The organism is Streptomyces sp. NPDC014891 (assembly GCF_043081085.1).
Lineage (GTDB): Bacteria > Actinomycetota > Actinomycetes > Streptomycetales > Streptomycetaceae > Streptomyces.
In genome coordinates this window covers 354,981-380,271 of the sequence record NZ_JBIBWF010000002.1, presented here as the reverse complement: position 1 = coordinate 380,271, position 25,291 = coordinate 354,981, and the positions used below count along the sequence as shown (strand labels likewise).

Here is a 25,291-nt window from a genome sequence, read left to right as displayed (position 1 = left end):
CACCACCCATGCCCCTCCCCGCGGCTCTCCCCAAGGCCGAACTGCACCTCCACATCGAAGGCACCCTCGAACCCGAGCTGGCCTTCGCGCTCGCCGCGCGCAACGGCGTCACCCTGCCGTACGCGGACACCGCCGCCCTGCGCGAGGCGTACCGCTTCAGCGACCTCCAGTCCTTCCTCGACCTCTACTACGGTCTGATGGCGGTCCTGCGCACCGCCGAGGACTTCACCGCGCTCACCGACGCCTATCTGGAGCGGGCCGCCGCCCAGGGCGTCCGGCACGCCGAGATCTTCTTCGACCCGCAGGCGCACACCGCCCGCGGCGTCCCCATCGGCACGGTGATCGAGGGCATCGGCGCGTCCCTGGAGCGCTCCGAGGAGCGGTACGGGGTCTCCACCCGGCTCATCATGTGCTTCCTGCGCGACGAGCCGGCCGAGTCGGCGCTCGCGACCCTGGACGCGGCGAAGCCGTACCTGGACCGGATCACCGGGGTCGGCCTGGACTCGGCGGAGGTCGGCCACCCGCCGGCCAAGTTCCGCGAGGTGTACGAGGCCGCCGCGGCGCTCGGGCTGCGCCGCGTCGCCCACGCCGGCGAGGAGGGCCCGGCGGCCTACGTCCGCGAGGCGCTCGACGTCCTCGGCGTGGAGCGGATCGACCACGGGCTGCGCTGCATGGAGGACCCGGACCTCGTCGACCGGCTCGTGCGGGAGCGGGTGCCGCTCACGCTCTGCCCGCTGTCGAACGTGCGGCTGCGGGCCGTCGACGCGCTGGCCGACCACCCGCTGCGGTCGATGATGGCGGCAGGGCTGCTCGTCACCGTGAACTCCGACGACCCCGCGTACTTCGGCGGCTACGCCGGCGACAACTTCGACGGCGTGCGGGACGCCCTGGGGCTGACGCCCGAGCAGCTGCGCGAGCTGGCGCGGAACTCCTTCGAGGCGTCCTTCCTGGAGGACGACGAGCCACGCCGCGCACGGTACCTGGCCGAGGTCGAGGCGTACGAGTTCGCCGGGGAGTAGCCGGGGCGGCCGGGCGCCCCGGCGGCGCTGCGGCGCTACCCCCGGTCGCTCGGCCGTGCCAGCCGGTACGCCGACTTGGCCAGGCGGCGGCCCGCCGGGACCCGCACCGGGGCGATCTCCTGCTCGGGGGCGCCCATCTGCGGGACGGTCGGCGGTGTCGCCGCCGCCGTGCCCGCCAGGACCGCGCCCGCCGCGCCGCCCCTGCGCCGCACCGAGCCCGGGACCAGCGGGCGGCCCGAGACGTGCCGGGCCACCGCCGTCATGGGGACCGCGACCAGGAGCAGCAGCGCGCACAGGACCGCGCCCATGCCCGGATACCCGGCGCCCTCCGACAGCAGGCTGCCCGCCAGCGGGCCGCAGGCCACGCCCAGCGACGAGGCCGCGCCGACCAGGACCGCCCAGCGGCCCCGGGGGTCGAGCGAGGCGGCCAGGCCCAGGAGGTAGGAGAGGACCACCGGATAGCAGGCGTTCCACAGGATCTCGCCGGTCGCGAAGGAGACCAGGCCCCCGGCCGCCGAGCTCAGCAGCACACAGCCCGCGATGAGGACGGTGCCCACGCCGATCGGTACGGCCCGGCCCAGGCGGGAACCGAGCGCCCCCGCCGCGGTGACACCCAGGAGCCCGGCGCCGAGCGCCGCCGCGAAGACCGCGCCGACCGTGACCTCGGAGAGGCCGGCCTGGGTCAGGCCGATGCGGCCGCTGACGCCCCACAGGGCGTTCTGGGAGAGCGACCAGAGGAGGATGCAGCCCGCCAGGACCGCGCCCGCGGCGCGGTGGGGGAGCGGGCCGGTCGGGGCGGGCCCGCGGGTGTCCCGGACCGTGCCCGGCAGCCTGCCCGTGAGCGGCCAGACCAGGGTCGCCGCGCAGGCGATCGCGAGCAGCGGCGGCGCGTGCCCGCCGGACAGGTGCGGGAGCGTCAGGTAGAGCGCGCCCGCGGTGGCGGAGACGGACAGCAGACCGAGGGTCGAGGCCCGGTGCGGGTCCCGCTGCCCGGCGATCCCGGCCGCGGCCACCGCGGTCGCGGTGCCCGACCCGAGGCCGCCGAGGACCGCGCCGGCGACCACCAGGGGCACGGCGCCGGTCGCGGCCGCGGAGCCGTATCCCACCGCCATCGCGAGCAGGCCGGCGCGGGCCGCCCGGCGGGGCCCGATCCGCTCGCCGCGGGCGGCGAGCGTGAAGCCGGCGGTGGAGGAGCCGAGGAGCAGGACGGATCCCACCAGGCCCGCCTGGGTCGGGGTGAGGCCGAGTCCGGCCGAGAGCCTGCCGACGACGGTCGGCAGCAGGTACGGGGCGAGGTAGCCGGCGGTGAAGAGGGAGACGAGGGCGACCAGGGCCCCCGGGACGCGCGGGCGCGACGACATGGGCGTTCCAGGAACTGAACAGGGAAGTGAGACGGCGCCCGGTGAGCCACGGGGTCGCGGCACCATGTGTATCAAGCATCCGAGTGAGCGGAGAAGGTGGAATCCCCCGATTCGGCCAGTGATACGGGTCACAATTGGTTTGAGGGTGGATGAGGCGGGTACCGCGCGAGCGTCGTGCGGCGTCGCCCCCGTCTCTCCAGCCCCATCGGGCACACTGTCCAGACCGGCACCGCGGTGCCGGGCCGCGCACCACGACCGGGGAGTCCGCCGTGACCACAGCAAGGGGAGACCAGCCGCAACAGGACGCCGGGGTCGACCCGTTGGTGTGCCTGCGGGAGCCCACCGACCCCGCCTGCGACGTCTTCCTGACCGGCACGGTCTTCCTCGACATCATCTTCACCGGCCTCGACTCCGCCCCCGTCCGCGGCACCGAGTCCTGGGCCCGCGGCATGGGCTCCAGCCCCGGCGGCGTCGCCAACATGGCCACCGCCCTCGCCCGCCTCGGGCTCCGCACCTCCCTCGCCGCCGCCTTCGGCGACGACCACTACGGCGAGTACTGCTGGGACGCCCTCGAACAGGGCGAGGGCATCGACCTGACGCTCTCCCGCACCGTCCCCGGCTGGCACTCCCCGGTCACGGTCTCCATGGCCTACGAGGGCGAGCGCACGATGGTCTCCCACGGACACGAGGCGCCCCCGTCCGACGGCGCCCTGCCCGCCTATCCGCCGCACGCCCGCGCGGCCGTCGCCTCCCTCGCCCCCGGCCGCGAGGAGGACTGGGTCGCCCAGGCCGCCCGCGGCGGCGCCAAGGTCTTCGCCGACGTCGGCTGGGACGACACCGGCCGCTGGGACCTGGCCGGCCTCGCCGACCTCGCGCACTGCGAGGCCTTCCTGCCCAACGCCGCCGAGGCGATGCGCTACACCCGGACCGACTGCCCCCGGGCCGCCGCCCGCGCCCTCGCCGACAAGGTCCGCTACGCCGTCGTCACCCTCGGCGCCGAGGGCGCCTACGCCGTCGACGGCGGCACCGGCGAGACCGCCGAGGTCCCCGCCATCCAGGTCTCCGCCCTCGACCCCACCGGAGCCGGGGACGTCTTCGTCGCCGGTTTCGTCACCGGCACCCTCGCCGACTGGCCGCTCGCCGACCGCCTCGCCTTCGCCGGCCTCACCGCCGCCCTCTCCGTCCAGGAGTTCGGCGGCTCCCTGTCCGCCCCCACCTGGGGCGAGATCGCCGCCTGGTGGCAGCGCGTCCAGGGCCACGAGAGCCAGGACCCCGAGGCGCTCCGCGACCGCTACGCCTTCCTGGAGCGGCTCCTGCCCGCCCCCGCCCGCCCCTGGCCGCTGCGCCGGGCCGTCCCCACCATCGGCTTCCGCGCGGCCCACACCTAGACCACACGGAGGATCCGCCACCCACGGCCGCACCGTAAACCGCTACGGGCTTGTCGGCGCCTGGTCGTAGGCTTGGTAGCCCAGCGGCGGTCGAGCGGCGACAGCCCTGCATCGGGAGGTGTGTGCAGGCCACAGTGCCGGCCCATGACTCAGACGCCCACATCCCACAACGGCGCGCCCGGCGAGGCCCGCGCCCAGTTCACGGTCCCCGCCAAGCACCCGATGGTCAGCCTGCTCGGCTCCGGGGACGCGCTGCTCCGCGTGATCGAGCGGTCGTTCCCGCGGGCCGACATCCACGTCCGGGGCAACCAGATCAGCGCGGTCGGCGACGCGGCCGACGTCGCGCTGATCCAGCGCCTGTTCGACGAGATGATGCTGGTGCTCCGCACCGGACAGCCGATGACGGAGGACGCGGTGGAACGCTCGATCGCCATGCTCAGGGCGAGCGAGAACGGCTCGGAGGGCGGCGAGGAGACCCCCGCCGAGGTGCTCACCCAGAACATCCTCTCCAACCGCGGGCGCACCATCCGTCCCAAGACCCTCAACCAGAAGCGATACGTCGACGCGATCGACAAACACACCATCGTCTTCGGCATCGGCCCCGCCGGCACGGGCAAGACCTACCTGGCCATGGCCAAGGCGGTCCAGGCCCTGCAGTCCAAGCAGGTCACCCGGATCATCCTGACCCGCCCGGCCGTCGAGGCGGGCGAGCGCCTCGGCTTCCTGCCCGGCACGCTCTACGAGAAGATCGACCCCTACCTGCGCCCGCTCTACGACGCGCTGCACGACATGCTCGACCCCGACTCCATCCCCAAGCTGATGGCGAGCGGGACGATCGAGGTCGCGCCGCTGGCCTACATGAGGGGTCGCAGCCTGAATGACGCGTTCATCATCCTGGACGAGGCGCAGAACACGAACCCCGAGCAGATGAAGATGTTCCTCACCCGCCTCGGCTTCGACTCGAAGATCGTCATCACCGGCGACATCACCCAGGTCGACCTGCCGAACGGGACGAAGAGCGGTCTGCGGCAGGTTCGCGACATCCTGGAAGGGGTCCAGGACGTCCACTTCTCGTCGCTCACGTCGCAGGATGTCGTCCGGCACAAGCTCGTCGGCCGTATCGTCGACGCGTACGAGCAGTACGACAGCCGCAACGGCCGCAACGGGCTGTGACGACTTAACGAGAGAAGTACACACGCACCATGTCGATCGACGTCAACAACGAGTCCGGTACCGAGGTCGACGAGCAGGCGATCCTCGACATCGCCCGCTACGCGCTCGCGCGCATGCGCATCCACCCGCTCTCCGAACTCTCGGTGATCGTCGTGGACGCGGAGGCGATGGAGCAGCTCCACATCCAGTGGATGGACCTGCCGGGTCCGACGGACGTCATGTCCTTCCCGATGGACGAGCTGCGCCCGCCGGCGAAGGACGACGCGGAGCCCCCGCAGGGGCTCCTCGGCGACATCGTGCTCTGCCCCGAGGTCGCCACCCAGCAGGGCAAGGACGCGCCGACGGAGCACTCCATGGACGAGGAGCTGCAGCTGCTCACCGTCCACGGCGTGCTCCACCTCCTCGGGTACGACCACGAGGAGCCCGACGAGAAGGCCGAGATGTTCGGTCTCCAGGCGGCGATCGTCGACGGCTGGCGCGAGGAGAAGGGCCTCACCGGCCCGTCCCCGGCGCCGACCGTCTCCTGACCCCGATGGACGTCTCGCTGATCCTCGGGGCGGTCGCCCTGGTCGTCGTGGCCTGGCTCGCCGCCTGCGCCGAGGCGGGTCTCGCGCGGGTCTCCAGCTTCCGCGCCGCCGAGGCCGTACGGTCCGGCCGGCGCGGGGCCGAGAAGCTCGCCCAGGTCGCCTCCGACCCCACCCGCTACCTCAACGTGGCCCTGCTCGTGCGCGTCGCCTGCGAGATGGCGGCCGGCGTCCTCGTCACGTACGCCTGCCTCGAAGCCTTCCCGGAGACCTGGGAGGCGCTGCTCGTCGCCATCGCCGTCATGGTCCTCGTCTCGTACGTGGCCGTCGGCGTCTCGCCGCGCACCATCGGCCGCCAGCACCCGCTGAACACGGCCACCGCCGCCGCGTACGTCCTGCTGCCGCTGGCCCGGATCATGGGCCCGATCCCGCAGCTGCTGATCCTCATCGGCAACGCGCTGACCCCCGGCAAGGGCTTCCGCAAGGGCCCCTTCGCCTCCGAGGCCGAGCTGCGCGCCATGGTCGACCTCGCCGAGCAGGAGTCGCTGATCGAGGACGAGGAGCGCCGCATGGTGCACTCCGTCTTCGAGCTGGGCGACACCCTCGTGCGCGAGGTGATGGTGCCGCGCACGGACCTCGTCAGCATCGAGCGGTACAAGACGATCCGTCAGGCCCTCACCCTCGCGCTGCGCTCCGGTTTCTCCCGGATCCCCGTCACCGGGGAGAACGAGGACGACATCGTCGGCATGGTGTACCTGAAGGACCTGGTCCGCAAGACGCACATCAACCGCGACTCCGAGGCGGACCTGGTGTCGACGGCGATGCGGTCCGCGACCTTCGTGCCCGACACCAAGAACGCCGGCGACCTGCTGCGCGAGATGCAGCAGGAGCGCAACCACGTCGCCGTCGTCATCGACGAGTACGGCGGCACCGCCGGCATCGTCACCATCGAGGACATCCTGGAGGAGATCGTCGGCGAGATCACCGACGAGTACGACCGGGAGCTCCCGCCGGTCCAGGAGCTCGGCGGGGACCGCCACCGGGTCACCGCCCGCCTCGACATCGGCGACCTCGGCGAGCTGTACGGCCTGGGGCCCGACGAGTACGACGACGAGGACGTGGAGACGGTCGGCGGACTGCTCGCGAAGGCCCTCGGCCGCGTCCCCATCGCCGGCGCGGAGGCCGTCGTGGAACTGCCGGACGGGCGCTCGCTCCGGCTCACGGCCGAATCCCCGGCCGGCCGCCGCAACAAGATCGTCACCGTGCTCGTGGAACCGCTGGAACGCGAGGAGGAGCAGGCATGACCCCGGACGAGTTGCGCGCCTTCTGCCTGGAGTTCAACGACGCGTCGGAGGAGTTCCCCTTCGGACCGGAGACCTCCGTCTTCAAGGTCGCGGGCAAGCTCTTCGCGCTGTCGGCGCTGGACTCCGACCCGCTGCGGGTCAACCTGAAGTGCGATCCGGACGAGGCGGTGCGCCTCCGCGAGGAGCACCCGGCCATCGCGCCCGGCTACCACATGAGCAAGCGGCACTGGAACACGGTGACCGTCGGGGAACTCCCCGACCGCATGGTCCGGGAGCTCGTCGAGGACTCCTACGACCTGGTGGTCGCGGGCCTGCCGAAGGCGGTACGGCTCCGCCTCGACCGGCCGTAGCTCCCGGCCTTCGGCGGCGGCGGCCCCGGCGGCCGCCGCCCCTCGGCCGGCTCAGGACCTGCGCCGCAGGCCGAGGCCGACCAGGAGCGCCGTCCCGAGGACGATCGCCGCGTCCAGGACGAGGACCGTGCGCACGCCCCCGTAGAGGTCGCCGCCGGTGGTGGCGAGCACCCCGAGCAGCGGGATGCCGATCGTGATGCCGACCTGCTGGGTGGTCGTCACCAGGCCCGTCGCCAGGCCCTGCTCCTCGTCCGGGACGCCCGAGGTGACGGTCAGCCCGTACGAGATGATCGCGCCGAGGTGGCACATTGAGGCCAGCGAGACGGCGACGGTCGCCAGGACCACGCCCGACTCCTCGCCCAGACCGAGCAGCGCGGCCGTCAGCACGCCCTGGCCGGCCAGCGAGCCCACCAGGGTGGCGCGGGCCCCGAAGCGGCCGATCACCTTCGGCGCGAGCATGCCGGCCAGCACCGACACCACGCCCTGCACGCCGAAGACCAGCCCGGTCGCGAAGGCCGACAGGTCCAGGGTCTCCTGCAGGTAGAGGGTGAGGACGAAGACGACGGTCGACATCATCGAGAAGGTGACCAGACCGCCCAGGTTCCCGAAGGCGACCGTGCCGCGCCGCAGCATCGGCAGCGACACCAGCGGCGCCGCGTGCCGGGACTCGACCCGCACGAACACCACGAGCAGCACGAGCCCCGCCACCAGCGTGACCAGCACGTCCGCGCCGCCGAAGCCGCGCTCCGCCGCCGTCGACAGGGCGTAGATCAGGGAGAGCAGACCGCCGGTGACGGTCACCGCGCCGGGCACGTCCAGCCGGGGCCGCTCGGGAGTGCGGGACTCGGGGAGCAGGCCGGGCGCCAGCGGCAGCACCACGACCGCGAAGAGGGCGAGCAGGCCCATGGTCGAGCGCCAGCCGAGGGCGTCCGTCATCACACCGCCGAGGACCATGCCGACGGTGAAGCCGAGCGAGAGCAGGGTGCCGGAGATGCCCAGCGCCTTGTCGCGCAGGGGTCCCTCGGGGAAGGTCGTGGTCAGCAGGGACATGCCGGTGGGCACGATCGCGGCGGCGCCGATGCCCTGGAGGGCGCGTGCGGTGAGGAACGAGGCCGGGTTCCAGGCGAAGGTGGCGAGCAGCGAGGCGAGGCCGAAGAGGGCGAGCCCGGCGAGGAACAGCCGCCGGCGGCCGTAGAGGTCGCCGACGCGCCCGAAGAGCAGCAGGAAGCCGCCGGAGGGCAGCGCGAAGGCGGTGACCGCCCACTGGAGGGCCGACCGGCCGAGCCCGAGATCGGCGCCGAGGACGGGCAGCGCCACGTTCAGCACGGAGAAGTCGAGCGCGACCATGAACTGGGCGGCGCACAGCACGAAGAGGATGAGCCGGGTGCGGCCGGTGAGGACCGGTCCGTCGGCGGGGGCGGCGGCGGTGGTGTGGTCGGGGTCGGTGCCGGTGGGCGGGGAGGTCAGGGTTGGCATGCCCCCACCCTCGGCGTCCGGGAACAAGGCTGGGGAGCGGGTACTTATCCTGTTGGTCGTACCACCAGGCGTCCAGGGGGAGGAAGCACACGTGGCCACCGCGCTCGAGAGCACCACGGCGAAGCAGCACCGACTCGCGGAGCTGCGCGAGTTCCTGATGAGCCGTCGGGCCCGGGTCAGTCCGGCGGAGGCCGGTCTCCCGGACGGCGGCCGGCGCCGCCGGACGCCCGGGCTGCGCCGGGAGGAGGTCGCGGTCCTCGCGGGCGTCGGGGTCTCCTGGTACCAGTGGCTGGAGCAGGGCCGCGACATCACGGTCTCGCCGCAGGTGCTCGACGCGGTGGCGCGGGTGCTGCGGCTGAGCCCGGCGGAGCGGCGCCATCTGTACGTCCTGGCGGCGCTGAACCCGCCGGCGCCGGAGACGGCTCCCGAGGACCGGGACATGTGCGCGGGTCTGCGGCGGCTCATCGACGCCTGGATGCCGTTCCCCGCGCACATCATGGACGCGTACTGGAACACCGTCCTGTACAACGACGCGGCGGCCATCGTGCTCGGCATGAGCCCCGACAGCGCGCCGAACTGCCTGGTCACCTTCTTCACCGACCCGCTGTACCGCACCCGCATCGGGCACTGGGAGGAGATGGCGCCCCGGGTCGTCGCCCAGTTCCGCTCGGCGTGCTCGGAGAGCCCCGAGGACGAGGGCTTCCGGCGCGTCGTGGAGGAGCTCAGGGGGCTGAGCCCGGAGTTCGCGGAGCTGTGGGAGCGGCGGGACATCCTGCCCGGCGGGCAGAACCGCAAGGAGCTGGAGCATCCGCTGGTCGGCACGCTGTACGTCGAGGCGACGCAGCTCCGGGTCCCGGCCCGCCCGGACCTGGTGATCGTGCTCCACACCCCGCTGCCCGAAGGGGCCACGGCGGAGAAGCTGGAGTGGCTGGTGTCGCCCGGGGGGCGCCGCGGGGCGATGTACCCCGTCGCGGGCTGACGTCGCGGGGGCGTCGCGGACCGGGCCGCCGGCCGCACCTATGCTCAGGGGCATGACACTCAGCAGCGAGCACGGCGACCTCGGCGCCGAGGACCTCAAGATCATCACGCTGGCGCGCAGCGCCCGCGCCCGCAACGGCGTGCCCGAGGGGGCGGCCGTTCGGGACGAGACCGGTCGCACGTACGTGGCGGGGACCGTGGAGCTGGAGTCGCTCAAGCTGAGCGCGCTGCGGACCGCGGTCGCGATGGCCGTGGCCAGCGGCGCCCGGTCCCTGGAGGCGGCGGCCGTCGTGTCGAGCGCGGCGTCCGCGTCGGACGAGGACCGCGCGGCGGTACGGGACCTCGGCGGCCCGGAGACCCCGGTCCTGCTGGCCGGTCCGGACGGACAGCTCCGCGTGGCGGTCACGGCGGGCTGAACGAGGCGGCCACCCCCTCGGGGAGCGGCGACGCGACGGGGCGCGGGGGCCCGGCGACCACGCCGGGCCCCCGCGCCCCGTCGCGTCCCTGCCCGCCCGCCCTGGTGTGCCTCGCGTCCTCGCGTCCTTGTGTCCTTGTGTCCTTGTGAAGGATCACCGCATCTTCTCTTGCCTTCCCATGCCGTCTGCGTCTCAATGAACTGCGGTTCGTCCGACGGGCCGTCAGATCTTCACCGTTCACGCAGTGTCCGCACCCCTGCGTTCGCCATCGGAAGGGGTTCGAACTCGCCATGAGAACCAGAAGCACCTTAGGGACCGTCGCGGTCCTCGCCGGAGGCCTCGCCGCCGCCTCGCTCGCCTTCGCGCCGACCGCCGCCGCCGTCACGCCGGGCACGGCGACGGCGACGTACGACTGCGGCTCGTGGGGCGGCGGCGGCGCCACCCTCGTCGCCACGCAGAGCGGCACGGCCGCGACCGTCACCGTCACCTCCGCCGTGACGACGCCGATCGCGGTCGGCGCCAACCAGATCAACGCCACGCTCACCCTGGCGAAGGGCGGCGGCGGCACGCGGGTCTTCACCGGCAAGAAGAACCCCGCGCTCCCCGCCGGCGGGTCCGTGGTCATCGGCCCGCTGAGCGGGACCGTGGCCTCCGGCGACAGCCTCAACTCGTACTTCGCGGGTGTCGCCCTCAAGATGGTGATCTTCGGGGTCACGGTGAACTGCGACGCCGTGACCTCGCAGTCGCCGGGGCCGTTCGTCTTCAGCTGAGCCCTGTACCGACCGGACCGGTGCCGCCCTGGGCGGCACCGGTCTCCGTCGTGTTCCGGCCTCCCGGAGGCTGGCCTGACCTGCTGAAACGCCTCCGATTCGGGGATCTTGACATTATCTGATGGGTCATCAGTCGATGTCTCCCGCGTGCATTGACTTCTCTCCGCACGCGGCCGTCAATGGCGCCCACCCAACCCTCAGGAGGGGGCACCCCATGGCACTCACCCGATCCCGGGCGGCGGCCCGAAGACGGCGCTGGACCGCCGTCCTCGGCGCCACCGCCCTCGCGGTCGCAGGAGGCGCGCTCGCGGCCCCGGCCGGCGCGACCACCACCTCGCAGCCGGTGGAATTCCAGACCCGCTGCGTCCCCCCGCCGATCGCCGGCATCCCGCCCATCACGGGCACCACCACCGCCGAGATCACCGTCGACAAGTCCAGCCCCAAGGTCGGCGAGACCGTCACGGTCACGTACACCGTCACCAAGCCCGCCGCGTCCAACCCGGTCGACCTCGCGCTGCCGGCCGACATCATGACGCCCAGCGGCAAGGTCGTCCTCGGCGGGGCGCAGAGCGGCGCGGTCACCGTGAACGGCCCCAAGAAGAACCCCCCGGTCCCCGGCAAGGGCTCCTTCCCGGCCTTCTCGATGACCGGCACCTTCACGGTCACCCAGGCCGGGTCGATCACCCTCTCGCCCGGCGACTACAACATCCACACCAGCTACCTCATGGAGCTGGACACCCCCTGTACGGTGCTGAACCCGCCCGCCCCGGTCTCCGAGACGGTCGTCGCGGGCCCCGTCACCAACCCCAACACCCGGGCGCTGTCGCTCGACACCGCGTCCGGCGACCCGGGCGTCCGGGTCACCGTCAACGGCTCCCGGTTCACCCCGCTCACCGAGGTCACCGTCGTCGGCCGCGCCGGAGCGGCCGAGACCGCCGACCGGATGACCGTCACGACCGACAGTGAGGGCGCCTTCGCCGCCCGCCTGAAGGTCAACGACGTCGCGACCACCGGGATCGTGGCCTACGAGGGTGCGGCCTGGGACCCCGACAAGGGCGCGGGCCCCGCCGCGTACAAGGTCGTCGTCCCGGCGCCGCCGAACAGCCAGACGATCACCGCGGCGGTCACCGCCGGGGAGCTGTCCATGACCCAGGCGGGCGACGCGGTCGAACTGACCTCCGTCGACTTCGGCCAGGGCGGCGCGGCCACCGGCGACCTCAGGACCGTCACCGTGAAGGACTTCCGCGGAGGCCCCGCGGGCTGGTCCCTCACCGGCAAGGTCACCGACTTCACCGGCACCGGCGGCTCCCTCGGCGCCGGCAACCTCAGCTGGACCCCGGCCTGCACCGCCAAGGCCGGCAGCCCCAGCGCCTGCGCGGCGGGCTCGCCGGGCCCGGTGGGCAGCGGCGGCGCCACCCTCGCCTCCACGCCGAACGGCGCCCTCACGGGCGGCGAGTTCACGATCGACGCGGGGCTCTCCCTCGACGTGCCGGCCTTCACCGCGCCGGGCTCGTACGCGGGCGTCCTCACGCTCACCCTGTCCTGACCACCGTGCGGGCCGGGCGCGCACCCGGCCGGCCCGCTCCGCACCCCGGGGGTTCCGACTCGTGCGCACGCCCTTCGTCCTCCTCCTGAGCGTCCTGCTGCTGCTCCTGGCCCCCGCCCCGCAGGCCGGTGCCGCCGAGAACGGCGAATGGGCCGTCTACCCGGCGGCCGCCCGGCCGGGCAGCCGCCCCTACTTCTTCCTGACCGCCGACCCGGGCTCCACCCTCACCGACCGGGTCACCGTCGCCAACAAGACCGCCGCCCCCCTGACCTTCCGGCTCTACGGCGCCGACGCCTACAACACCGACCGGGACGGCGGCTTCGCCGTCCGCACCCAGCGGGAGCGGCAGACCGGCGCCGGCGCCTGGATCAGGCCCGAGCGGACCCGGATCACCGTCCCGCCGCGCTCCGCCGTCACCGTCCGGTACACGCTGGCCGTCCCCGCCGACGCCGATCCCGGCGACCACCCCGGGGCCCTCGTCGCCCTCGACGAGCGGATCAGCCCCGGCGGGCGGGGCGCCGTCGCCGTCGGCGTCCAGCGCGCCGTCGCCGCCCGCCTCTACCTCCGGGTCAACGGGCCGACCGTCCCCGCCCTCGGCGTCGAGGACGTCACCGTCGACCAGGACCGGCCGCTGGTCCCCGGCACCGGCACGAGCAGCGCGCTCGTCTCGTACACCCTGCACAACCGGGGCAACGTCACCCTCAACCCCAAGGTCGCCCTGCGGGTGGAGGGGCTCTTCGGCCGCACCCTGCTCGACCGCGACCTCGCGAAGGTGCCGTCCGAGCTGCTGCCCCGGCAGCGGATCCGGCTCACCGAGCGGTGGGCCGGCTCCCCGCAGCTCGACTGGGGCGACATCACCCTCACCGCCACCGCGAAGGACGTCCGGGAGACCGGCACGGCCTCCTTCCTCGCCCTGCCCTGGCTCGCCGCCGCGATCCTGCTCGCCGGAGGCGCCGCGGGCGCCTTCGGGCTGCGGATCCGGCGCCACCGGGCGGCCCGCGCGGAGCCGCGGGCGCACGTGAGTACGTGAGGCGGCCGCTCATCGGGGACAATGGCCCCCATGAGCGCTCGCAACCAAGAAACCGAAGCCGTCCACCGGGCCGGCTTCGCCTGCTTCGTCGGCCGCCCCAACGCGGGCAAGTCCACCCTCACGAACGCTCTGGTCGGCCAGAAGGTGGCCATCACCTCGAACCGGCCGCAGACCACCCGGCACACCGTCCGCGGCATCGTGCACCGCCCCGAGGCGCAGCTCATCCTCGTGGACACCCCGGGCCTCCACAAGCCGCGCACCCTCCTCGGCGAGCGGCTCAACGACGTCGTGCGCACCACCTGGGCCGAGGTCGACGTGATCGGCTTCTGCCTGCCCGCCGACCAGAAGCTCGGCCCCGGCGACAAGTTCATCGCCAAGGAACTCGCCGGGATCAAGAAGACCCCCAAGGTCGCCATCATCACCAAGACCGACCTGGTCGACTCCAAGACGCTCGCCGAGCAGCTCATCGCGATCGACCGGCTCGGCAAGGAGCTGGGCTTCGAGTGGGCGCAGATCGTGCCGGTCTCGGCCGTCGGCAACAAGCAGGTGCAGCTCGTCGCCGACCTGCTGATCCCGCTCCTCCCGGAGTCCCCGCCGCTCTATCCGGAGGGCGACCTCACGGACGAGCCCGAGCAGGTCATGGTCGCGGAGCTGATCCGCGAGGCCGCGCTCGAAGGCGTGCGGGACGAGCTGCCGCACTCGATCGCGGTGGTCGTCGAGGAGATGATCCCGCGCGAGAACCGCCCGGCGGACCGGCCGCTGCTCGACATCCACGCCAACGTGTACATCGAGCGCCCCAGCCAGAAGGGCATCATCATCGGCCCGAAGGGCAGCCGCCTCAAGGAGGTCGGCATGAAGTCCCGCAAGCACATCGAGGCCCTCCTCGGCACCCCGGTCTTCCTGGACCTCCACGTCAAGGTCGCGAAGGACTGGCAGCGCGACCCGAAGCAGCTGCGCAAGCTCGGCTTCTAGGCGCGCCGCAGGCCCCGCGCGGGGCCTACGGCGGGCGCACGGGGGTCAGGCGCCCTCCTTGAGGACCCTCGACACGAGGGTCCTCTGGGCCTCCGTCAGGCGCGGGTCGCCGCAGTGGACCGTGTCGGCGTCGACGGTGATCTCGTACCGGAAGCCGTCCGGCACCCCCTCGGCGCGGTCGTCGCCGTCGGCGAGGACCGCGCCCGCCAGGGCGTGCCACTCGGCGGCGTCCGGCCGGCCGGAGGTGTCCACCTCCGCCGACCGCTCGATGCCCGCGAAGCCGCCCGTTCGCCGCACTCGAATCCGCATGGGACCTGTCTACCAGCCCGGTCAGTCGGTCGGTACGCCCACCGCGGACCAGGCCTTGAGGACGGCCTGGATCTCCTCCCTGTCGCCGTAGCGCGACCGCGCCGCCGCGACCGTGGCCGCCGCGAACTCGGAGAAGCGGGCCTCGGGGGTGAGGGTCCCGCCGGTCATCACGTCGTACCAGATCTGCCCGGCCCGCTCCCAGGCGTTGCCGCCCAGCTCAGTCGCCGCCAGGTAGAAGGCGTGGTTGGGGATGCCGGAGTTGATGTGGACGCCGCCGTTGTCCCGGCCGGTGCGGACGTAGTCGTCCATGTGGCCGGGCTGCGGGTCCTTGCCCAGGACGTCGTCGTCGTAGGCCGTGCCCGGGGCCTTCATGGACCGCAGCGCCGTCCCCTCCACGTTCGGGTGGAAGAGGCCCTCGCCGATGAGCCAGTCCGCCCGGTCCGCGGACTGGCCGAGCGTGTACTGCTTGACCAGGGAGCCGAAGACGTCGGAGACGGACTCGTTGAGGGCGCCGGACTGGCTGAAGTACTCCAGGTTCGCCGAGTACTGGGTGAAGCCGTGGGCCAGTTCGTGGCCGATGACGTCCACCGGGAGGGTGAAGTCGAGGAAGACCTCGTCGTCGCCGTCGCCGAACACCATCTGCTCGCCGTTCCAGAAGGCGTTGCCGTACTTCTCGTCGTAGTGGACGGAGGCGAGCAGCGGCAGGCCCGCGCCGTCGATCGAGTGGTGCCCGAAGGCGTTCAGGAACAGGTCGAAGGTGGCGCCCAGGCCGGCGTACGCCCGGTTGACGGCGGCGTCCCCGGTCGCCTCGTCGCCCTCGCCGCGGACCTTCGTCCCGGGCAGGTCGGTGCCGCGCTCGCAGTCGTAGATCGTGCGGTGGGGGCGGCCGGCCTCGGCGGGGCCGAGCGTGGGCGCGGTGCCCGGCAGCGGCAGGATCCGGAACGTACGGGCCGAGGCGTCCGCGATGAGGGTGCGGCGCGCGGCCCGGGCGACGGCCGGGTTCGCGGAATGCGCCAGGTGCTCCAGGAGGTGCGGGGGGACGATCGAGCAGAAGACGGGCGTCTGGGGGTTCATGCTCGCAATGTGGCACTGCGTGAGCGCCCTGTCACCGGCTGAGACGAGGATTGGCGAAATGGAGTGATGCGTCACTGTTCGGGCTTGACGTGGGGGTCGTCCCGCATACTGATACAGGACGTCCGCGTGCGGCGTCCCTGGGCTAAGCTGCGGCACATCATGCGTTTCGGGCTGCTTCTCCTTAGCTGCCGCGGCGAGGGCCTGTAGTCGTAGGCCGACCCCCTCCCCGCGGGACCTGGTGTTGCGTTCGACAGTCGGCCGTCCTTCTTGCCGGACCCGAGGAGCCCAACGCACATGTCCCAGTCACCGTTCGTCAGCCGCCCCACGCCGATCACCAACGCGACGCAGCTGCAGAAGCCGTCCGGGATGCCGATCCACAAGTACGCGCCGTACGAGGCCGTGCGGATCCCCGACCGCACCTGGCCCGAGCAGCGCATCACCAAGGCCCCGCGCTGGCTGTCGACCGACCTGCGCGACGGCAACCAGGCCCTGATCGACCCGATGTCCCCGGCCCGCAAGCGCGAGATGTTCGACCTGCTGGTCCGCATGGGCTACAAGGAGATCGAGGTCGGGTTCCCCTCCTCCGGCGAGACCGACTTCGCGTTCGTGCGCTCCATCATCGAAGAGGGCGCGATCCCGGACGACGTCACCATCTCCGTACTGACCCAGGCCCGCGAGGACCTGATCGAGCGGACCGTGGAGTCCCTGGTCGGCGCGAAGCGCGCCACCGTCCACCTGTACAACGCGACCGCGCCCACCTTCCGCCGGGTCGTCTTCCGCGGCTCGAAGGAGCAGATCAAGCAGATCGCCGTGGACGGCACCCGGCTGGTCATGGAGTACGCGGAGAAGCTGCTGGGCCCGGAGACGACCTTCGGCTACCAGTACAGCCCCGAGATCTTCACCGACACCGAGCTGGACTTCGCCCTGGAGGTCTGCGAGGCGGTCTGCGACGTCTGGCAGCCGGGCCCGGACCGCGAGATCATCCTGAACCTGCCCGCCACCGTCGAGCGCTCGACGCCCTCCACGCACGCGGACCGCTTCGAGTGGATGTCCCGCAACCTGACCCGCCGCGAGCACATCTGCGTCTCGGTCCACCCGCACAACGACCGCGGCACGGCCGTCGCGGCGGCCGAGCTGGCCATCATGGCGGGCGCCGACCGCATCGAGGGCTGCCTGTTCGGCCAGGGCGAGCGGACCGGCAACGTCGACCTGGTGACCCTGGGCATGAACCTGTTCAGCCAGGGCGTCGACCCGCAGATCGACTTCTCGCAGATCGACGAGATCCGCCGCACGAGCGAGTACTGCAACCAGATGGAGGTCCACCCGCGCCACCCCTACGCGGGCGACCTGGTCTACACGGCCTTCTCCGGCTCCCACCAGGACGCCATCAAGAAGGGCTTCGACGCGATGGAGGCCGACGCGGCCGCCCGGGGCGTCACCGTCGACGACATCGAGTGGGCGGTCCCCTACCTGCCGATCGACCCGAAGGACGTCGGCCGCTCCTACGAGGCCGTCATCCGGGTCAACTCGCAGTCCGGCAAGGGCGGCATCGCGTACGTCCTGAAGAACGACCACAAGCTGGACCTGCCCCGCCGGATGCAGATCGAGTTCTCGAAGATCATCCAGCAGAAGACCGACACCGAGGGCGGCGAGGTCACGCCGGCCGCGATCTGGTCCGTCTTCCAGGACGAGTACCTGCCCAGCCCCGACGGCGCCGCGGCTCGCTGGGGCCGCATCCAGCTGCGCTCCGGCCAGTCGACCTCCGACACCGACGGCACGGACACGCTGACCGTCGAGGCGGTCGTCGACGGCGCCGAGACCGTGCTGTCCGGCTCCGGCAACGGCCCGATCTCCGCTTTCTTCGCCGCCCTGCAGGAGATCGGCGTGGACGCCCGCCTGCTGGACTACCAGGAGCACACCATGAGCGAGGGCGCCTCCGCGCAGGCCGCCTCGTACATCGAGTGCGCCATCGACGGCAAGGTCCTGTGGGGCATCGGCATCGACGCCAACACGACCCGCGCCTCGCTCAAGGCGGTCGTCTCGGCGGTCAACCGCTCCGCCCGCTGAACCGGCGTGCCACGGACGGCCCCCACCCCCTCAGCGGGGGCGGGGGCCGTCCCGCGTCCGGGCCGGGTGACGTTTCGCGGGCCGCCGCCACCCCGGAGGGTGATCTCGCGAGGACCGCTTCGGCCATCGCGCCCCGCACGGCCGTCCCGGTGGAGCCCGCCCGGGGGCCCGGCGGAGCCTTTCTGGCCTGAGCAAAGCCCCGCCGGCGCGCCGCCCGGAGAATGACGTGTCTCGGCCAACTCCGCGGTGAAGTCGTGACGGGGTGCTGACGCCACATCAAGGATGTGGCTAACATCACGCCAACGCCGGCAGTGCAGCCGGGCCGTTGAGGAGGTGCGTGTGCGGTCTGCCCGGAATTCACGTGGTGGGAAAGTGGGCGTCTGCGGAATCCGCACCTCCTGGAACACGGTCGGAGACGGCGAGTTCTTCTGCGAGGAGTGCGGGGGCGACCGGAACTACCGGCGCCGCACCGGACGCCGCAGGTTCGCCGTCCTCGGGGTCCCGGTGCTGCCCCGGGGCTGTACGGGGCCCGTCGTCGAGTGCGCGGCCTGCCACACCCACTTCGGCACCGAGGTGCTCGACCACCCCACGACCAGCCGCTTCTCCGCGATGCTGCGGGACGCCGTGCACACCGTCGCCCTCGCCGTGCTCGCGGCCGGCGGCACCGGCTCCCGCGCGGTCCTCGACCGGGCCGTGAGCGCCGTCCGTTCCGCCGGCTTCGCCGAGTGCACCGCCGTCCAGCTCGTCGACCTCGTCGAGGCCCTGGAGGCCGACACCGGCCGCTTCATGCCCGAGGTGAACCCCGAGGGCGCGCTCCTCGCCATCGAGCTGCACGAGGCCCTGGAGCCCCTCACGCCGCACCTGGCGGCCTCCGGGCGGGAGTCGATCCTGCTCCAGGCCGCCCGGATCGCCCTCGCCGACGGGGTCTACAGCCCGGCCGAGCACGAGGTCCTGGGAACCGTCGGCAACGCGCTGGCCCTCGCCCCGGAGGACGTCGCGCGGCTGCTGGACTCGGCCCGTACGGTCGCGTAGCGGCTCCCCGCCCGGGCGCGCGGACGCACCCGGCGGACGATGCCGCGCTCCGGGTCCGCAGGTCCCCGGACCGGCCGTTCAGACCAGGCCGTGCGCGTACGCGTAGGCCGTGGCGGAGGCGCGGGAACCGACGCCCAGGGTGGCGAAGACGTGGTTCAGGTGCCGGGCGACGGTCTGCTCGCCGATCTCCAGGGCGCGGGCGATGTCCTCGTTCGTGCCGCCCGAGGCGACCAGCCGCAGCACCTCCGCCTCCCGCGCGGTGAGCCCGCCCGGGAGCCGCCGGCGTGATCCCCCGGCGAGCAGCGCGGCCGCGCGCCGGGCGTCCGGGACGGCCCCGAGCCGCTCGAAGACCACCCGCGCTGTACCGAGCTCCAGACGGGCCGCCTCCTCGTCGCCCGCGGCCCGGCAGGCGGCCGCGAGCAGCATCCGCACCCGTGCGGCCTCGTACGGCACGCGCAGCCCCAGCCATCCGCCCAGGGCCCGGCGGAGGGCCGGGAGGGCGCCGGGGCGCCTCTCGGCGAGCGCCACCGCGCCGAGGGCGGTGTCGGCCAGGGCCCGCAGCAGGGGGACGCCCTCGGGCCGCACGCCCGCGGCACGGTCCCCGGCGGGAGGAGCGCCCGCGCCGCCGGTCCCCGCGAGGGCGTCGAGGTCCTCCGCCGCCCGCGCCGCGCCGGGGAGGTCGCGGACGGCGCGCGCCACCTCGGTCCGGGCGGCCAGCAGGCGGGCCCGGCCCAGGAGGTCGTGGTCGGGGTCGTTCCGGCAGGCCAGGGCCAGGTCGACACCGGCCACGGCCGCGTCGGCCCGGCCCTGCGCGAGACGCAGCAGCGCGAGGCCCGGCTGGGGGAGCCGGCCCAGCTCGTGGGCGTGGCCGTAGGAGACGGCGGCCGCTTCGAGACGGCCCTGGCGGCGCTGGACGTCCCCGGCGGCGTAGTACGCGGCGGCCGCCGACTCCAGGCGGTCCACCGGCACCTCGCGGCAGGCCTGCCGGGCCTCCGCCTCGGCGAGCGCCCAGGCCCCGAGGAGGTCGAGGACGGCGACGCGGTGCGCCCGGAGGACGCCGCGGAAGGGGTTCTCGCCCGAGGGGACGGTCATGGGGAGCGGGCCCGGGGCCGCCGGCGGGTGCGTCGCGTCCGGGGGTGTCTCCGGCTCCGCCGCCGTGCCGGTGCCCCGGTCCGGGGGGCGGCCGGTCCACGGCGGGGCGCACCACTCCATCGCCGCGTTCGTCCACTCGACGGCCCGTGCGAAGTCGGCGGCCTCCCCGCACCGGGTCAGGGCCAGGCAGTAGAGCCGGCCGGTCACCATGCCGCTGAGTTCGCCCGCGGCCACCGCGCTCATCGCGTCGTCGAGGAGGGCGAGGCCCTCGGTCCTGCGGCCGGCCGCGAGGAGGGCGCGGGATCCGGCGTGGCGGCTGAGGGCGAGGAGGTCGGGGCTGCCGGAGGCGAGGGCCAGGGCGGTCATGCGGCGGGTCGCGGCGAGGGCGGAGCGGTGGTCGCCGCGGTCCGAGGCCTCCTCGGCGGCCGTCATCTCCAGGAGGCACCGCTCGGGGCAGTCCGGCAGGTCCTCCAGGTGGTGCCGGGCCCGGTGGAGCCAGCCGGCGGCGGCCGCGGGGCGTCCGAGGCCGGTGTACTCGTCGTACAGCCGCCAGGAGGCGAGGCCGGCGCCCCGGTGGTCGTCGGCCGCGAGGGAGGCGGCGTGCGCCCGGAGGAGGGCGGCCACGGACTCGTCGACGTGCCCGGACCACCAGGCGGCGTCGGCGAGGACGGAGAGGTCGTCGGCGGTCAGGCCGCGCGAGGGGTGCCGGTCGTGGGCGTGGAGCAGCGCGTAGGCCTCGGCCCAGGACTCGCGGGCCGCCGCGCTCCTGGCCCGGTCGACCGGGTCGGTCGTGGTGGGTACGGACATGGCTCTCGCCCCTTCCCGGTCCTCTCAGGGTAGGCCGGGGAAGGGGCGAGGGCCTGCGCGGTCCTACTCGATGGCGCCGCTCGCGCGCAGCATGTCCTCGCGCTCGACGATCTTGATGCGCTCGCGGCCCTGCGGCTCGCCGAGCGCCTTCTCGGCGGCGTCCAGGGCGTACCAGCCCTCCCACGTGGTGTACGTGAGCCCCTTGGCCTCCAGGAAGGACACGACGGCGTCCGTCTCCGGGTTGTCCGGGGTCAGCAGGCGGCCGTTCGCGAAATCGTCGAGGAGGTTCGCCACGGTCTCGTTGGCGTCGCCCTTGGTGTGGCCGATGAGGCCCACGGGGCCGCGGCGGATCCAGCCGGTGCAGTACGTGGAGGCCATGTGCTCGCCGGTCTCCTCGACGACCCGGCCGCCCTCGTCCGGGACGGTGCCGCTGGCGGCGTCCCAGGGGAGCTTGGGCAGCTCGTCGGAGAGGTAGCCGACGGCGCGGTAGACGGCCTGGACGTCCCAGTCCGTCGTCGCGCCGGTGCCCTTCACGTTGCCCGTGCCGTCCAGTTCGGTGCGCTCGGTGCGCAGGCCGACGACGCTGCCGTCCTCGCCGAGGATCTCGACGGGCGACTCGAAGAAGTGCAGGAAGAGCTTGTGCGGCCGGTCGCCGACGTCGCGGATCGCCCAGTTCTCCAGGGTCTTGGCGACCATGTCGGTCTGCTTGTTCTTGCGCCGCTCGGCGATCGAGCCCTCGTCGTAGTCGATGTCCTCGGGGTTGACGATGACCTCGATGGTGGGGGAGTGGTCCAGCTCGCGCAGCTCCATCGGGCTGAACTTGGCCTGGGCCGGTCCGCGGCGTCCGAAGACGTGGATCTCGACGGCCTTGTTGGCCTTGAGGCCGTCGTAGACGTTGGCCGGGATCTCGGTCGGCAGCAGCTCGTCGCCGGTCTTGGCGAGGATGCGCGCGATGTCGAGGGCCACGTTGCCGACGCCGAGGACGGCGACCTTCTCCGCGTCGAGCGGCCAGGTGCGCGGGACGTCCGGGTGGCCGTCGTACCAGGAGGCGAAGTCGGCGGCGCCGTACGAACCGTCGAGCTCGACGCCCGGGATGTCCAGCGGGCGGTCGGCCATGGCGCCGGTCGAGAAGACCACGGCGTCGTAGAAGGCGCGCAGGTCGTCGAGGTGGATGTCGGTGCCGTAGTCGATGTTGCCGAAGAGCCGGACCTGCGGCTTGTCGAGGACCTGGTGGAGGGCGTTGACGATGCCCTTGATACGCGGGTGGTCGGGGGCGACGCCGTAGCGGATGAGGCCGAAGGGGGCGGGCATCCGCTCGAAGAGGTCGATGGACACACCCGGCTCGGCGGCGGCCTCGGACTTCAGCAGCGCATCGGCGGCGTAGATTCCGGCGGGGCCGGCGCCGACGATCGCGACCCGGAGGGGGCGGGGCATGACTGGGTTCCCTTCGCAAGCGACGTGGCGGCGAGGCCGCCGACACTTAGGTCACCCTAAATAATGCGCGAGCCGAACGGGTACCCGCCCCCGGTCTATGAGCCCATAAGGCGGACTTATGACTTCCATAAGAGCCGCTGGGGAGGTCCGTTCGCGTGCGGCCGGGCCGGGGCGGACGGCGGGGCCGGTACGGCCGCGATCGTAGGCCCGTGCGGCGGCCGTGGGGCGTCCGGGGGCCTCGCGGGGGCGCGGCGGGAGGGCGCGGCGCACCCGTTCGGCGATGCCGTCGCATTGCGGGACACCGTCGATTATCGAGGCCGCTTCAGGACTCGCCATTCGTATTTCCCGATTCGAACGGGAAGATGTGTGCGCCCTCGGCGAACACCAGTCCGCCCGGCGTGTTCCATTCGGCCCCGCGGCCTCTCCGTGATAACCGAATGCCCTTCCGGGCAAAGCCTCCCGCATCCCGCCGCACGCCTGCGGCCAGGGGTTAACTCGTCCATCGCGTGCGCCAGTTGCACGCACCGCGGATCCCTCGATCCTACGGATCGAGCGCCCCTCTGGTGAGGCGAAGCCGGAAATGGATTCAGAAAGGCATACGTTGGTGAGGAAGACATCATGAAGAGGACCACGGGGGCCATCGAAGTCGCACACGAGGTGGTGACGGAATTGAGCGAGCCGCTCGCGGTCGTCGGAATCCGGCGTCCTTCACCCGGGCCCGGAGCCGTCGCCCTCGCCGCCGGTCCGCCGTGGCCGCCCGTCGCCCTGGGAAGCCGCACGGCGGACTCGGCCCGGCTGCCCGCCGACGCCGTTCCGCCGGGGGAGGAGAACCGGTCATGACACTGCCCATCGGGTCGTACGTCGTCGAGATCCGCACCGGACGGGTCGGGAGGGTCATGGGCCACGAAGGGCCCTACGTCCAGATCCGACCGCTGGGCGGCGGACGGGAGTGGGACGTGGAGCCCGACGGGGTCCGCGAGGCGACCTCGGCCGAGCGGCTGAGCGCCGCCACGGCGCACGTGAACGCGCGGAGCCGCGGCGAGGTGCCCTGACTCCCCGGGACACGCGACACGGAACGCCCGGCCGGGAGCCCCTCCCGGCCGGGCGTTCGCCGTACGCCGGATCAGACCTCCCGCCGGACCCGGAGCGCCCGGACCCCTTTCACCACGATGACCGCGCCGAGGAGGACGCACCCCGCGAGCAGCAGCGCGCTCTGGTTCAGGGCGAGGCCGGCCAGGAGCGTCAGCGAACTCACGGCGTCGACCAGGTCGAGCCGGGCGTCGGTCCTGACCGCGGGATCGGGACGCCGCATCCGGCGCACGACGGGAACGAGGGCGATGAGCTGGAGGACCAGCAGGGCCGCGAGCACCCAGCGGAACGCGACGGGTATGTCCACGCCCGGATCGTAGGCCCCGGCACCCCCACGCCGGGGTGGACGGGAGGTGAACTCTCGGCCTCCCGCGCGGGCGCGCGCCCCCGGCCCGCCCGGCGGGCCTCCCGACTCCGGCCCGGGCCGCCTCCGGCGTGCGCGAGAATGGCCGCATGAGTCTGTTCCGCGACGACGGCATCGTGCTGCGCACCCAGAAGCTGGGGGAAGCGGACCGCATCATCACCCTCCTCACCCGCGGCCACGGCCGGGTGCGGGCCGTCGCCCGCGGGGTCCGGCGGACCAAGTCGAAGTTCGGGGCGCGGCTCGAACCGTTCTCCCACGTGGACGTGCAGTTCTTCGCCCGCGGCAGCGAGCTGGTCGGGCGCGGGCTGCCGCTCTGCACCCAGAGCGAGACCATCGCCGCGTACGGCGGCGGCATCGTCACCGACTACGCCCGCTACACCGCCGGCACCGCCATGCTGGAGACGGCCGAACGGTTCACCGACCACGAGGGCGAGCCCGCCGTGCAGCAGTACCTGCTGCTCGTCGGCGCACTGCGGACGCTCGCCCGGGGCGAGCACGCCCCCCACCTCATCCTGGACGCCTTCCTCCTCCGCTCCCTCGCCGTGAACGGCTACGCGCCGAGCTTCGAGGACTGCGCCAAGTGCGGCATCCACGGCCCCAACCGGTTCTTCTCGGTCGCGGCGGGCGGCGTCATATGCGGCGACTGCCGGGTCGCCGGAAGCGTCGTACCCTCGGCGGAGGCCATCGGCCTGCTCAGCGCGCTGCTCACCGGCGACTGGGCGACGGCGGACGCGTGCGAGCCGCGTCACGTCAGGGAGGGCAGCGGACTCGTGTCCGCCTATCTGCACTGGCACCTGGAGCGCGGCCTGCGCTCACTGCGGTACGTAGAGAAAAGCTAGGTAGGAGAGACCACGTCATGGCCATCGCACGACTGCTCGGTCGACAGCGCCGGGAGTACAGCACCCCCGAGCCGCACCCGTCGGGCACCCGCCCGCCGAAGCTCCAGTCCGAGCTCGTCCCGGAGCACGTCGCGATCGTCATGGACGGCAACGGCCGCTGGGCCAAGGAGCGCGGCCTGCCCCGCACCGAGGGCCACAAGGTCGGCGCCGAGCAGGTGCTCGACGTGCTCCAGGGCGCGATCGAGATGGGCGTGGGCTCGATCTCGCTCTACGCCTTCTCCACCGAGAACTGGAAGCGCTCCCCCGAGGAGGTGCGCTTCCTGATGAACTTCAACCGCGACTTCATCCGCAAGTCCCGCGACCAGCTCGACGCCCTCGGCGTGCGGGTGCGCTGGGTCGGCCGGATGCCCAAGCTGTGGAAGTCGGTCGCGAAGGAGCTCCAGGTCGCGCAGGAGCAGACCAAGGACAACACCAGGCTCACGCTGTACTTCTGCATGAACTACGGCGGCCGCGCCGAGCTGACGGACGCGGCGCAGGCCCTCGCCGAGGACGTGAGGGCCGGCCGGCTCGACCCGGCGAAGATCACCGAGAAGACCATCCAGAAGTACCTCTACTACCCGGACATGCCGGACGTGGACCTCTTCCTGCGGCCCAGCGGCGAGCAGCGCACCTCCAACTACCTGATCTGGCAGAGCGCCTACGCCGAGATGGTCTTCCAGGACGTCCTCTGGCCCGACTTCGACCGCCGCGACCTCTGGCGCGCCTGCATCGAGTACGCCCAGCGCGACCGCCGCTTCGGCGGCGTCGACCCGGCCGACCTGGCGGTCCTCGACAAGGGCTGAGCGGTACGCGAGAGGGCCCGCACCCCCGGGGGTAC

The 25,291-nt window shown here is 73.1% G+C and carries 25 protein-coding genes; 18 read left to right on the top strand and 7 right to left on the bottom strand.

Features of this window, described 5'->3' with window-relative positions; translation table 11 throughout:
* Positions 1-8 precede the first annotated feature (8 nt).
* Positions 9-1,019, top strand: coding sequence for an adenosine deaminase (locus ACF09E_RS06345; protein ID WP_392204130.1), 1,011 nt, complete (start codon positions 9-11; stop codon positions 1,017-1,019).
* Between the two features lie 35 nt (positions 1,020-1,054).
* On the opposite strand, the gene ACF09E_RS06340 is transcribed toward ACF09E_RS06345, so the two are convergent.
* A complete protein-coding gene (locus ACF09E_RS06340) occupies positions 1,055-2,380 on the bottom strand; it encodes an MFS transporter (protein WP_392204129.1) in 1,326 nt (441 codons plus the stop codon).
* A 269-nt stretch (positions 2,381-2,649) separates the two neighbouring features.
* Between ACF09E_RS06340 and ACF09E_RS06335 the strand changes: the two genes are divergently transcribed.
* The 5 genes from ACF09E_RS06335 to ACF09E_RS06315 all read left to right on the top strand — a co-directional run bounded on the left by ACF09E_RS06335 (position 2,650) and on the right by ACF09E_RS06315 (position 7,119).
* Complete coding sequence (locus ACF09E_RS06335; protein ID WP_392204128.1) at positions 2,650-3,768, top strand: carbohydrate kinase family protein; 1,119 nt, start codon at positions 2,650-2,652, stop codon at positions 3,766-3,768.
* Positions 3,769-3,912: 144 nt separating this feature from the next.
* Complete coding sequence (locus ACF09E_RS06330; RefSeq protein WP_392204127.1) at positions 3,913-4,941, top strand: PhoH family protein; 1,029 nt, start codon at positions 3,913-3,915, stop codon at positions 4,939-4,941.
* Positions 4,942-4,970: 29 nt separating this feature from the next.
* Positions 4,971-5,468, top strand: a complete 498-nt coding sequence (gene ybeY, locus ACF09E_RS06325; protein WP_148004175.1) for an rRNA maturation RNase YbeY — start codon at positions 4,971-4,973, stop codon at positions 5,466-5,468.
* Between the two features lie 5 nt (positions 5,469-5,473).
* Positions 5,474-6,769, top strand: coding sequence for a hemolysin family protein (locus ACF09E_RS06320; RefSeq protein WP_361850491.1), 1,296 nt, complete (start codon positions 5,474-5,476; stop codon positions 6,767-6,769).
* A complete protein-coding gene (locus ACF09E_RS06315) occupies positions 6,766-7,119 on the top strand; it encodes an MmcQ/YjbR family DNA-binding protein (RefSeq protein ID WP_361850489.1) in 354 nt (117 codons plus the stop codon). Before ACF09E_RS06320 ends, ACF09E_RS06315 begins: the two co-directional genes overlap by 4 nt.
* A 51-nt stretch (positions 7,120-7,170) precedes the next feature.
* Here the strand turns inward: ACF09E_RS06315 and ACF09E_RS06310 are convergent, their stop codons facing one another.
* Positions 7,171-8,595 carry an MFS transporter gene (locus tag ACF09E_RS06310; protein ID WP_392204126.1) on the bottom strand — a complete coding sequence of 475 codons (1,425 nt, stop codon included), beginning with the start codon at positions 8,593-8,595 and terminating at the stop codon, positions 7,171-7,173.
* A 91-nt stretch (positions 8,596-8,686) separates the two neighbouring features.
* Here ACF09E_RS06310 and ACF09E_RS06305 point away from each other — a divergent pair, with 91 nt between their 5' ends.
* From ACF09E_RS06305 to era, 6 genes are all read left to right on the top strand, one after another.
* Entirely contained in the window at positions 8,687-9,574 is an 888-nt protein-coding gene (locus ACF09E_RS06305; RefSeq protein WP_392204125.1) for a helix-turn-helix transcriptional regulator, read from the top strand.
* A 52-nt stretch (positions 9,575-9,626) separates the two neighbouring features.
* Positions 9,627-9,989, top strand: coding sequence for a cytidine deaminase (locus tag ACF09E_RS06300; RefSeq protein ID WP_361850483.1), 363 nt, complete (start codon positions 9,627-9,629; stop codon positions 9,987-9,989).
* A 290-nt stretch (positions 9,990-10,279) separates the two neighbouring features.
* Positions 10,280-10,759: a hypothetical protein gene (locus ACF09E_RS06295; RefSeq protein WP_388798958.1), complete on the top strand. Its 480-nt coding sequence runs from the start codon at positions 10,280-10,282 to the stop codon at positions 10,757-10,759.
* Between the two features lie 214 nt (positions 10,760-10,973).
* Positions 10,974-12,305, top strand: coding sequence for a beta-xylosidase (locus ACF09E_RS06290; protein WP_392204124.1), 1,332 nt, complete (start codon positions 10,974-10,976; stop codon positions 12,303-12,305).
* A 61-nt stretch (positions 12,306-12,366) separates the two neighbouring features.
* On the top strand, positions 12,367-13,335 hold the full coding sequence (locus ACF09E_RS06285; protein WP_392204123.1) for a DUF916 domain-containing protein: 969 nt from the start codon (positions 12,367-12,369) through the stop codon (positions 13,333-13,335).
* A gap of 21 nt (positions 13,336-13,356) precedes the next feature.
* A complete protein-coding gene (gene era / locus ACF09E_RS06280; RefSeq protein ID WP_392204122.1) occupies positions 13,357-14,307 on the top strand; it encodes a GTPase Era in 951 nt (316 codons plus the stop codon).
* 45 nt (positions 14,308-14,352) lie between these two features.
* On the opposite strand, the gene ACF09E_RS06275 is transcribed toward era, so the two are convergent.
* Complete coding sequence (locus ACF09E_RS06275) at positions 14,353-14,616, bottom strand: protealysin inhibitor emfourin (RefSeq protein WP_392042902.1); 264 nt, start codon at positions 14,614-14,616, stop codon at positions 14,353-14,355.
* Between the two features lie 21 nt (positions 14,617-14,637).
* Positions 14,638-15,690 (bottom strand): M4 family metallopeptidase, encoded by a 1,053-nt coding sequence (locus ACF09E_RS06270; protein ID WP_392204121.1) that lies wholly within the window; start codon positions 15,688-15,690, stop codon positions 14,638-14,640.
* A 294-nt stretch (positions 15,691-15,984) separates the two neighbouring features.
* Here ACF09E_RS06270 and leuA point away from each other — a divergent pair, with 294 nt between their 5' ends.
* Both leuA and ACF09E_RS06260 read left to right on the top strand, forming a co-directional pair.
* A complete protein-coding gene (gene leuA, locus ACF09E_RS06265; RefSeq protein ID WP_392204120.1) occupies positions 15,985-17,757 on the top strand; it encodes a 2-isopropylmalate synthase in 1,773 nt (590 codons plus the stop codon).
* A 339-nt stretch (positions 17,758-18,096) separates the two neighbouring features.
* Positions 18,097-18,789, top strand: coding sequence for a TerB family tellurite resistance protein (locus ACF09E_RS06260; RefSeq protein WP_392204119.1), 693 nt, complete (start codon positions 18,097-18,099; stop codon positions 18,787-18,789).
* Between the two features lie 78 nt (positions 18,790-18,867).
* On the opposite strand, the gene ACF09E_RS06255 is transcribed toward ACF09E_RS06260, so the two are convergent.
* Together ACF09E_RS06255 and ACF09E_RS06250 are read right to left on the bottom strand one after the other, a co-directional pair.
* Positions 18,868-20,688 (bottom strand): LuxR C-terminal-related transcriptional regulator, encoded by a 1,821-nt coding sequence (locus ACF09E_RS06255; protein WP_392204118.1) that lies wholly within the window; start codon positions 20,686-20,688, stop codon positions 18,868-18,870.
* Positions 20,689-20,751: 63 nt separating this feature from the next.
* Entirely contained in the window at positions 20,752-22,122 is a 1,371-nt protein-coding gene (locus tag ACF09E_RS06250; RefSeq protein WP_392204117.1) for an FAD-dependent oxidoreductase, read from the bottom strand.
* Positions 22,123-22,740: 618 nt separating this feature from the next.
* Between ACF09E_RS06250 and ACF09E_RS06245 the strand changes: the two genes are divergently transcribed.
* Together ACF09E_RS06245 and ACF09E_RS06240 are read left to right on the top strand one after the other, a co-directional pair.
* The gene (locus tag ACF09E_RS06245; RefSeq protein WP_392204116.1) at positions 22,741-22,962 is read left to right on the top strand and encodes a hypothetical protein; all 222 of its coding nucleotides are present in this window, start codon (positions 22,741-22,743) and stop codon (positions 22,960-22,962) included.
* The gene (locus ACF09E_RS06240) at positions 22,959-23,174 is read left to right on the top strand and encodes a hypothetical protein (protein ID WP_015033506.1); all 216 of its coding nucleotides are present in this window, start codon (positions 22,959-22,961) and stop codon (positions 23,172-23,174) included. The genes ACF09E_RS06245 and ACF09E_RS06240 overlap by 4 nt, the downstream gene beginning before the upstream one ends.
* A 71-nt stretch (positions 23,175-23,245) precedes the next feature.
* On the opposite strand, the gene ACF09E_RS06235 is transcribed toward ACF09E_RS06240, so the two are convergent.
* Entirely contained in the window at positions 23,246-23,518 is a 273-nt protein-coding gene (locus ACF09E_RS06235) for a hypothetical protein (RefSeq protein WP_392204115.1), read from the bottom strand.
* 146 nt (positions 23,519-23,664) lie between these two features.
* Between ACF09E_RS06235 and recO the strand changes: the two genes are divergently transcribed.
* Both recO and ACF09E_RS06225 read left to right on the top strand, forming a co-directional pair.
* Entirely contained in the window at positions 23,665-24,414 is a 750-nt protein-coding gene (recO, locus tag ACF09E_RS06230; protein WP_361850459.1) for a DNA repair protein RecO, read from the top strand.
* Positions 24,415-24,431: 17 nt separating this feature from the next.
* Positions 24,432-25,256: an isoprenyl transferase gene (locus ACF09E_RS06225; RefSeq protein ID WP_392204114.1), complete on the top strand. Its 825-nt coding sequence runs from the start codon at positions 24,432-24,434 to the stop codon at positions 25,254-25,256.
* Positions 25,257-25,291: the final 35 nt, after the last annotated feature.

What these genes read in the sequence shown, in the direction of transcription:
- ACF09E_RS06240 (WP_015033506.1), top strand. Translation starts at nt 22,959, where the DNA reads ATGACACTGCCCATCGGGTCGTACGTCGTCGAGATCCGCACCGGACGG.
- ACF09E_RS06295 (WP_388798958.1), top strand. Translation starts at nt 10,280, where the DNA reads ATGAGAACCAGAAGCACCTTAGGGACCGTCGCGGTCCTCGCCGGAGGC.
- ACF09E_RS06320 (WP_361850491.1), top strand. Translation starts at nt 5,474, where the DNA reads ATGGACGTCTCGCTGATCCTCGGGGCGGTCGCCCTGGTCGTCGTGGCC.
- recO (WP_361850459.1), top strand. Translation starts at nt 23,665, where the DNA reads ATGAGTCTGTTCCGCGACGACGGCATCGTGCTGCGCACCCAGAAGCTG.
- ACF09E_RS06340 (WP_392204129.1), bottom strand. Translation starts at nt 2,380, where the DNA reads ATGTCGTCGCGCCCGCGCGTCCCGGGGGCCCTGGTCGCCCTCGTCTCC.
- ybeY (WP_148004175.1), top strand. Translation starts at nt 4,971, where the DNA reads ATGTCGATCGACGTCAACAACGAGTCCGGTACCGAGGTCGACGAGCAG.
- ACF09E_RS06315 (WP_361850489.1), top strand. Translation starts at nt 6,766, where the DNA reads ATGACCCCGGACGAGTTGCGCGCCTTCTGCCTGGAGTTCAACGACGCG.
- ACF09E_RS06275 (WP_392042902.1), bottom strand. Translation starts at nt 14,616, where the DNA reads ATGCGGATTCGAGTGCGGCGAACGGGCGGCTTCGCGGGCATCGAGCGG.
- ACF09E_RS06270 (WP_392204121.1), bottom strand. Translation starts at nt 15,690, where the DNA reads ATGAACCCCCAGACGCCCGTCTTCTGCTCGATCGTCCCCCCGCACCTC.
- era (WP_392204122.1), top strand. Translation starts at nt 13,357, where the DNA reads ATGGCCCCCATGAGCGCTCGCAACCAAGAAACCGAAGCCGTCCACCGG.
- ACF09E_RS06330 (WP_392204127.1), top strand. Translation starts at nt 3,913, where the DNA reads ATGACTCAGACGCCCACATCCCACAACGGCGCGCCCGGCGAGGCCCGC.
- ACF09E_RS06300 (WP_361850483.1), top strand. Translation starts at nt 9,627, where the DNA reads ATGACACTCAGCAGCGAGCACGGCGACCTCGGCGCCGAGGACCTCAAG.
- ACF09E_RS06290 (WP_392204124.1), top strand. Translation starts at nt 10,974, where the DNA reads ATGGCACTCACCCGATCCCGGGCGGCGGCCCGAAGACGGCGCTGGACC.
- ACF09E_RS06310 (WP_392204126.1), bottom strand. Translation starts at nt 8,595, where the DNA reads ATGCCAACCCTGACCTCCCCGCCCACCGGCACCGACCCCGACCACACC.
- ACF09E_RS06255 (WP_392204118.1), bottom strand. Translation starts at nt 20,688, where the DNA reads ATGTCCGTACCCACCACGACCGACCCGGTCGACCGGGCCAGGAGCGCG.
- ACF09E_RS06345 (WP_392204130.1), top strand. Translation starts at nt 9, where the DNA reads ATGCCCCTCCCCGCGGCTCTCCCCAAGGCCGAACTGCACCTCCACATC.
- ACF09E_RS06250 (WP_392204117.1), bottom strand. Translation starts at nt 22,122, where the DNA reads ATGCCCCGCCCCCTCCGGGTCGCGATCGTCGGCGCCGGCCCCGCCGGA.
- ACF09E_RS06225 (WP_392204114.1), top strand. Translation starts at nt 24,432, where the DNA reads ATGGCCATCGCACGACTGCTCGGTCGACAGCGCCGGGAGTACAGCACC.
- ACF09E_RS06245 (WP_392204116.1), top strand. Translation starts at nt 22,741, where the DNA reads ATGAAGAGGACCACGGGGGCCATCGAAGTCGCACACGAGGTGGTGACG.
- leuA (WP_392204120.1), top strand. Translation starts at nt 15,985, where the DNA reads ATGTCCCAGTCACCGTTCGTCAGCCGCCCCACGCCGATCACCAACGCG.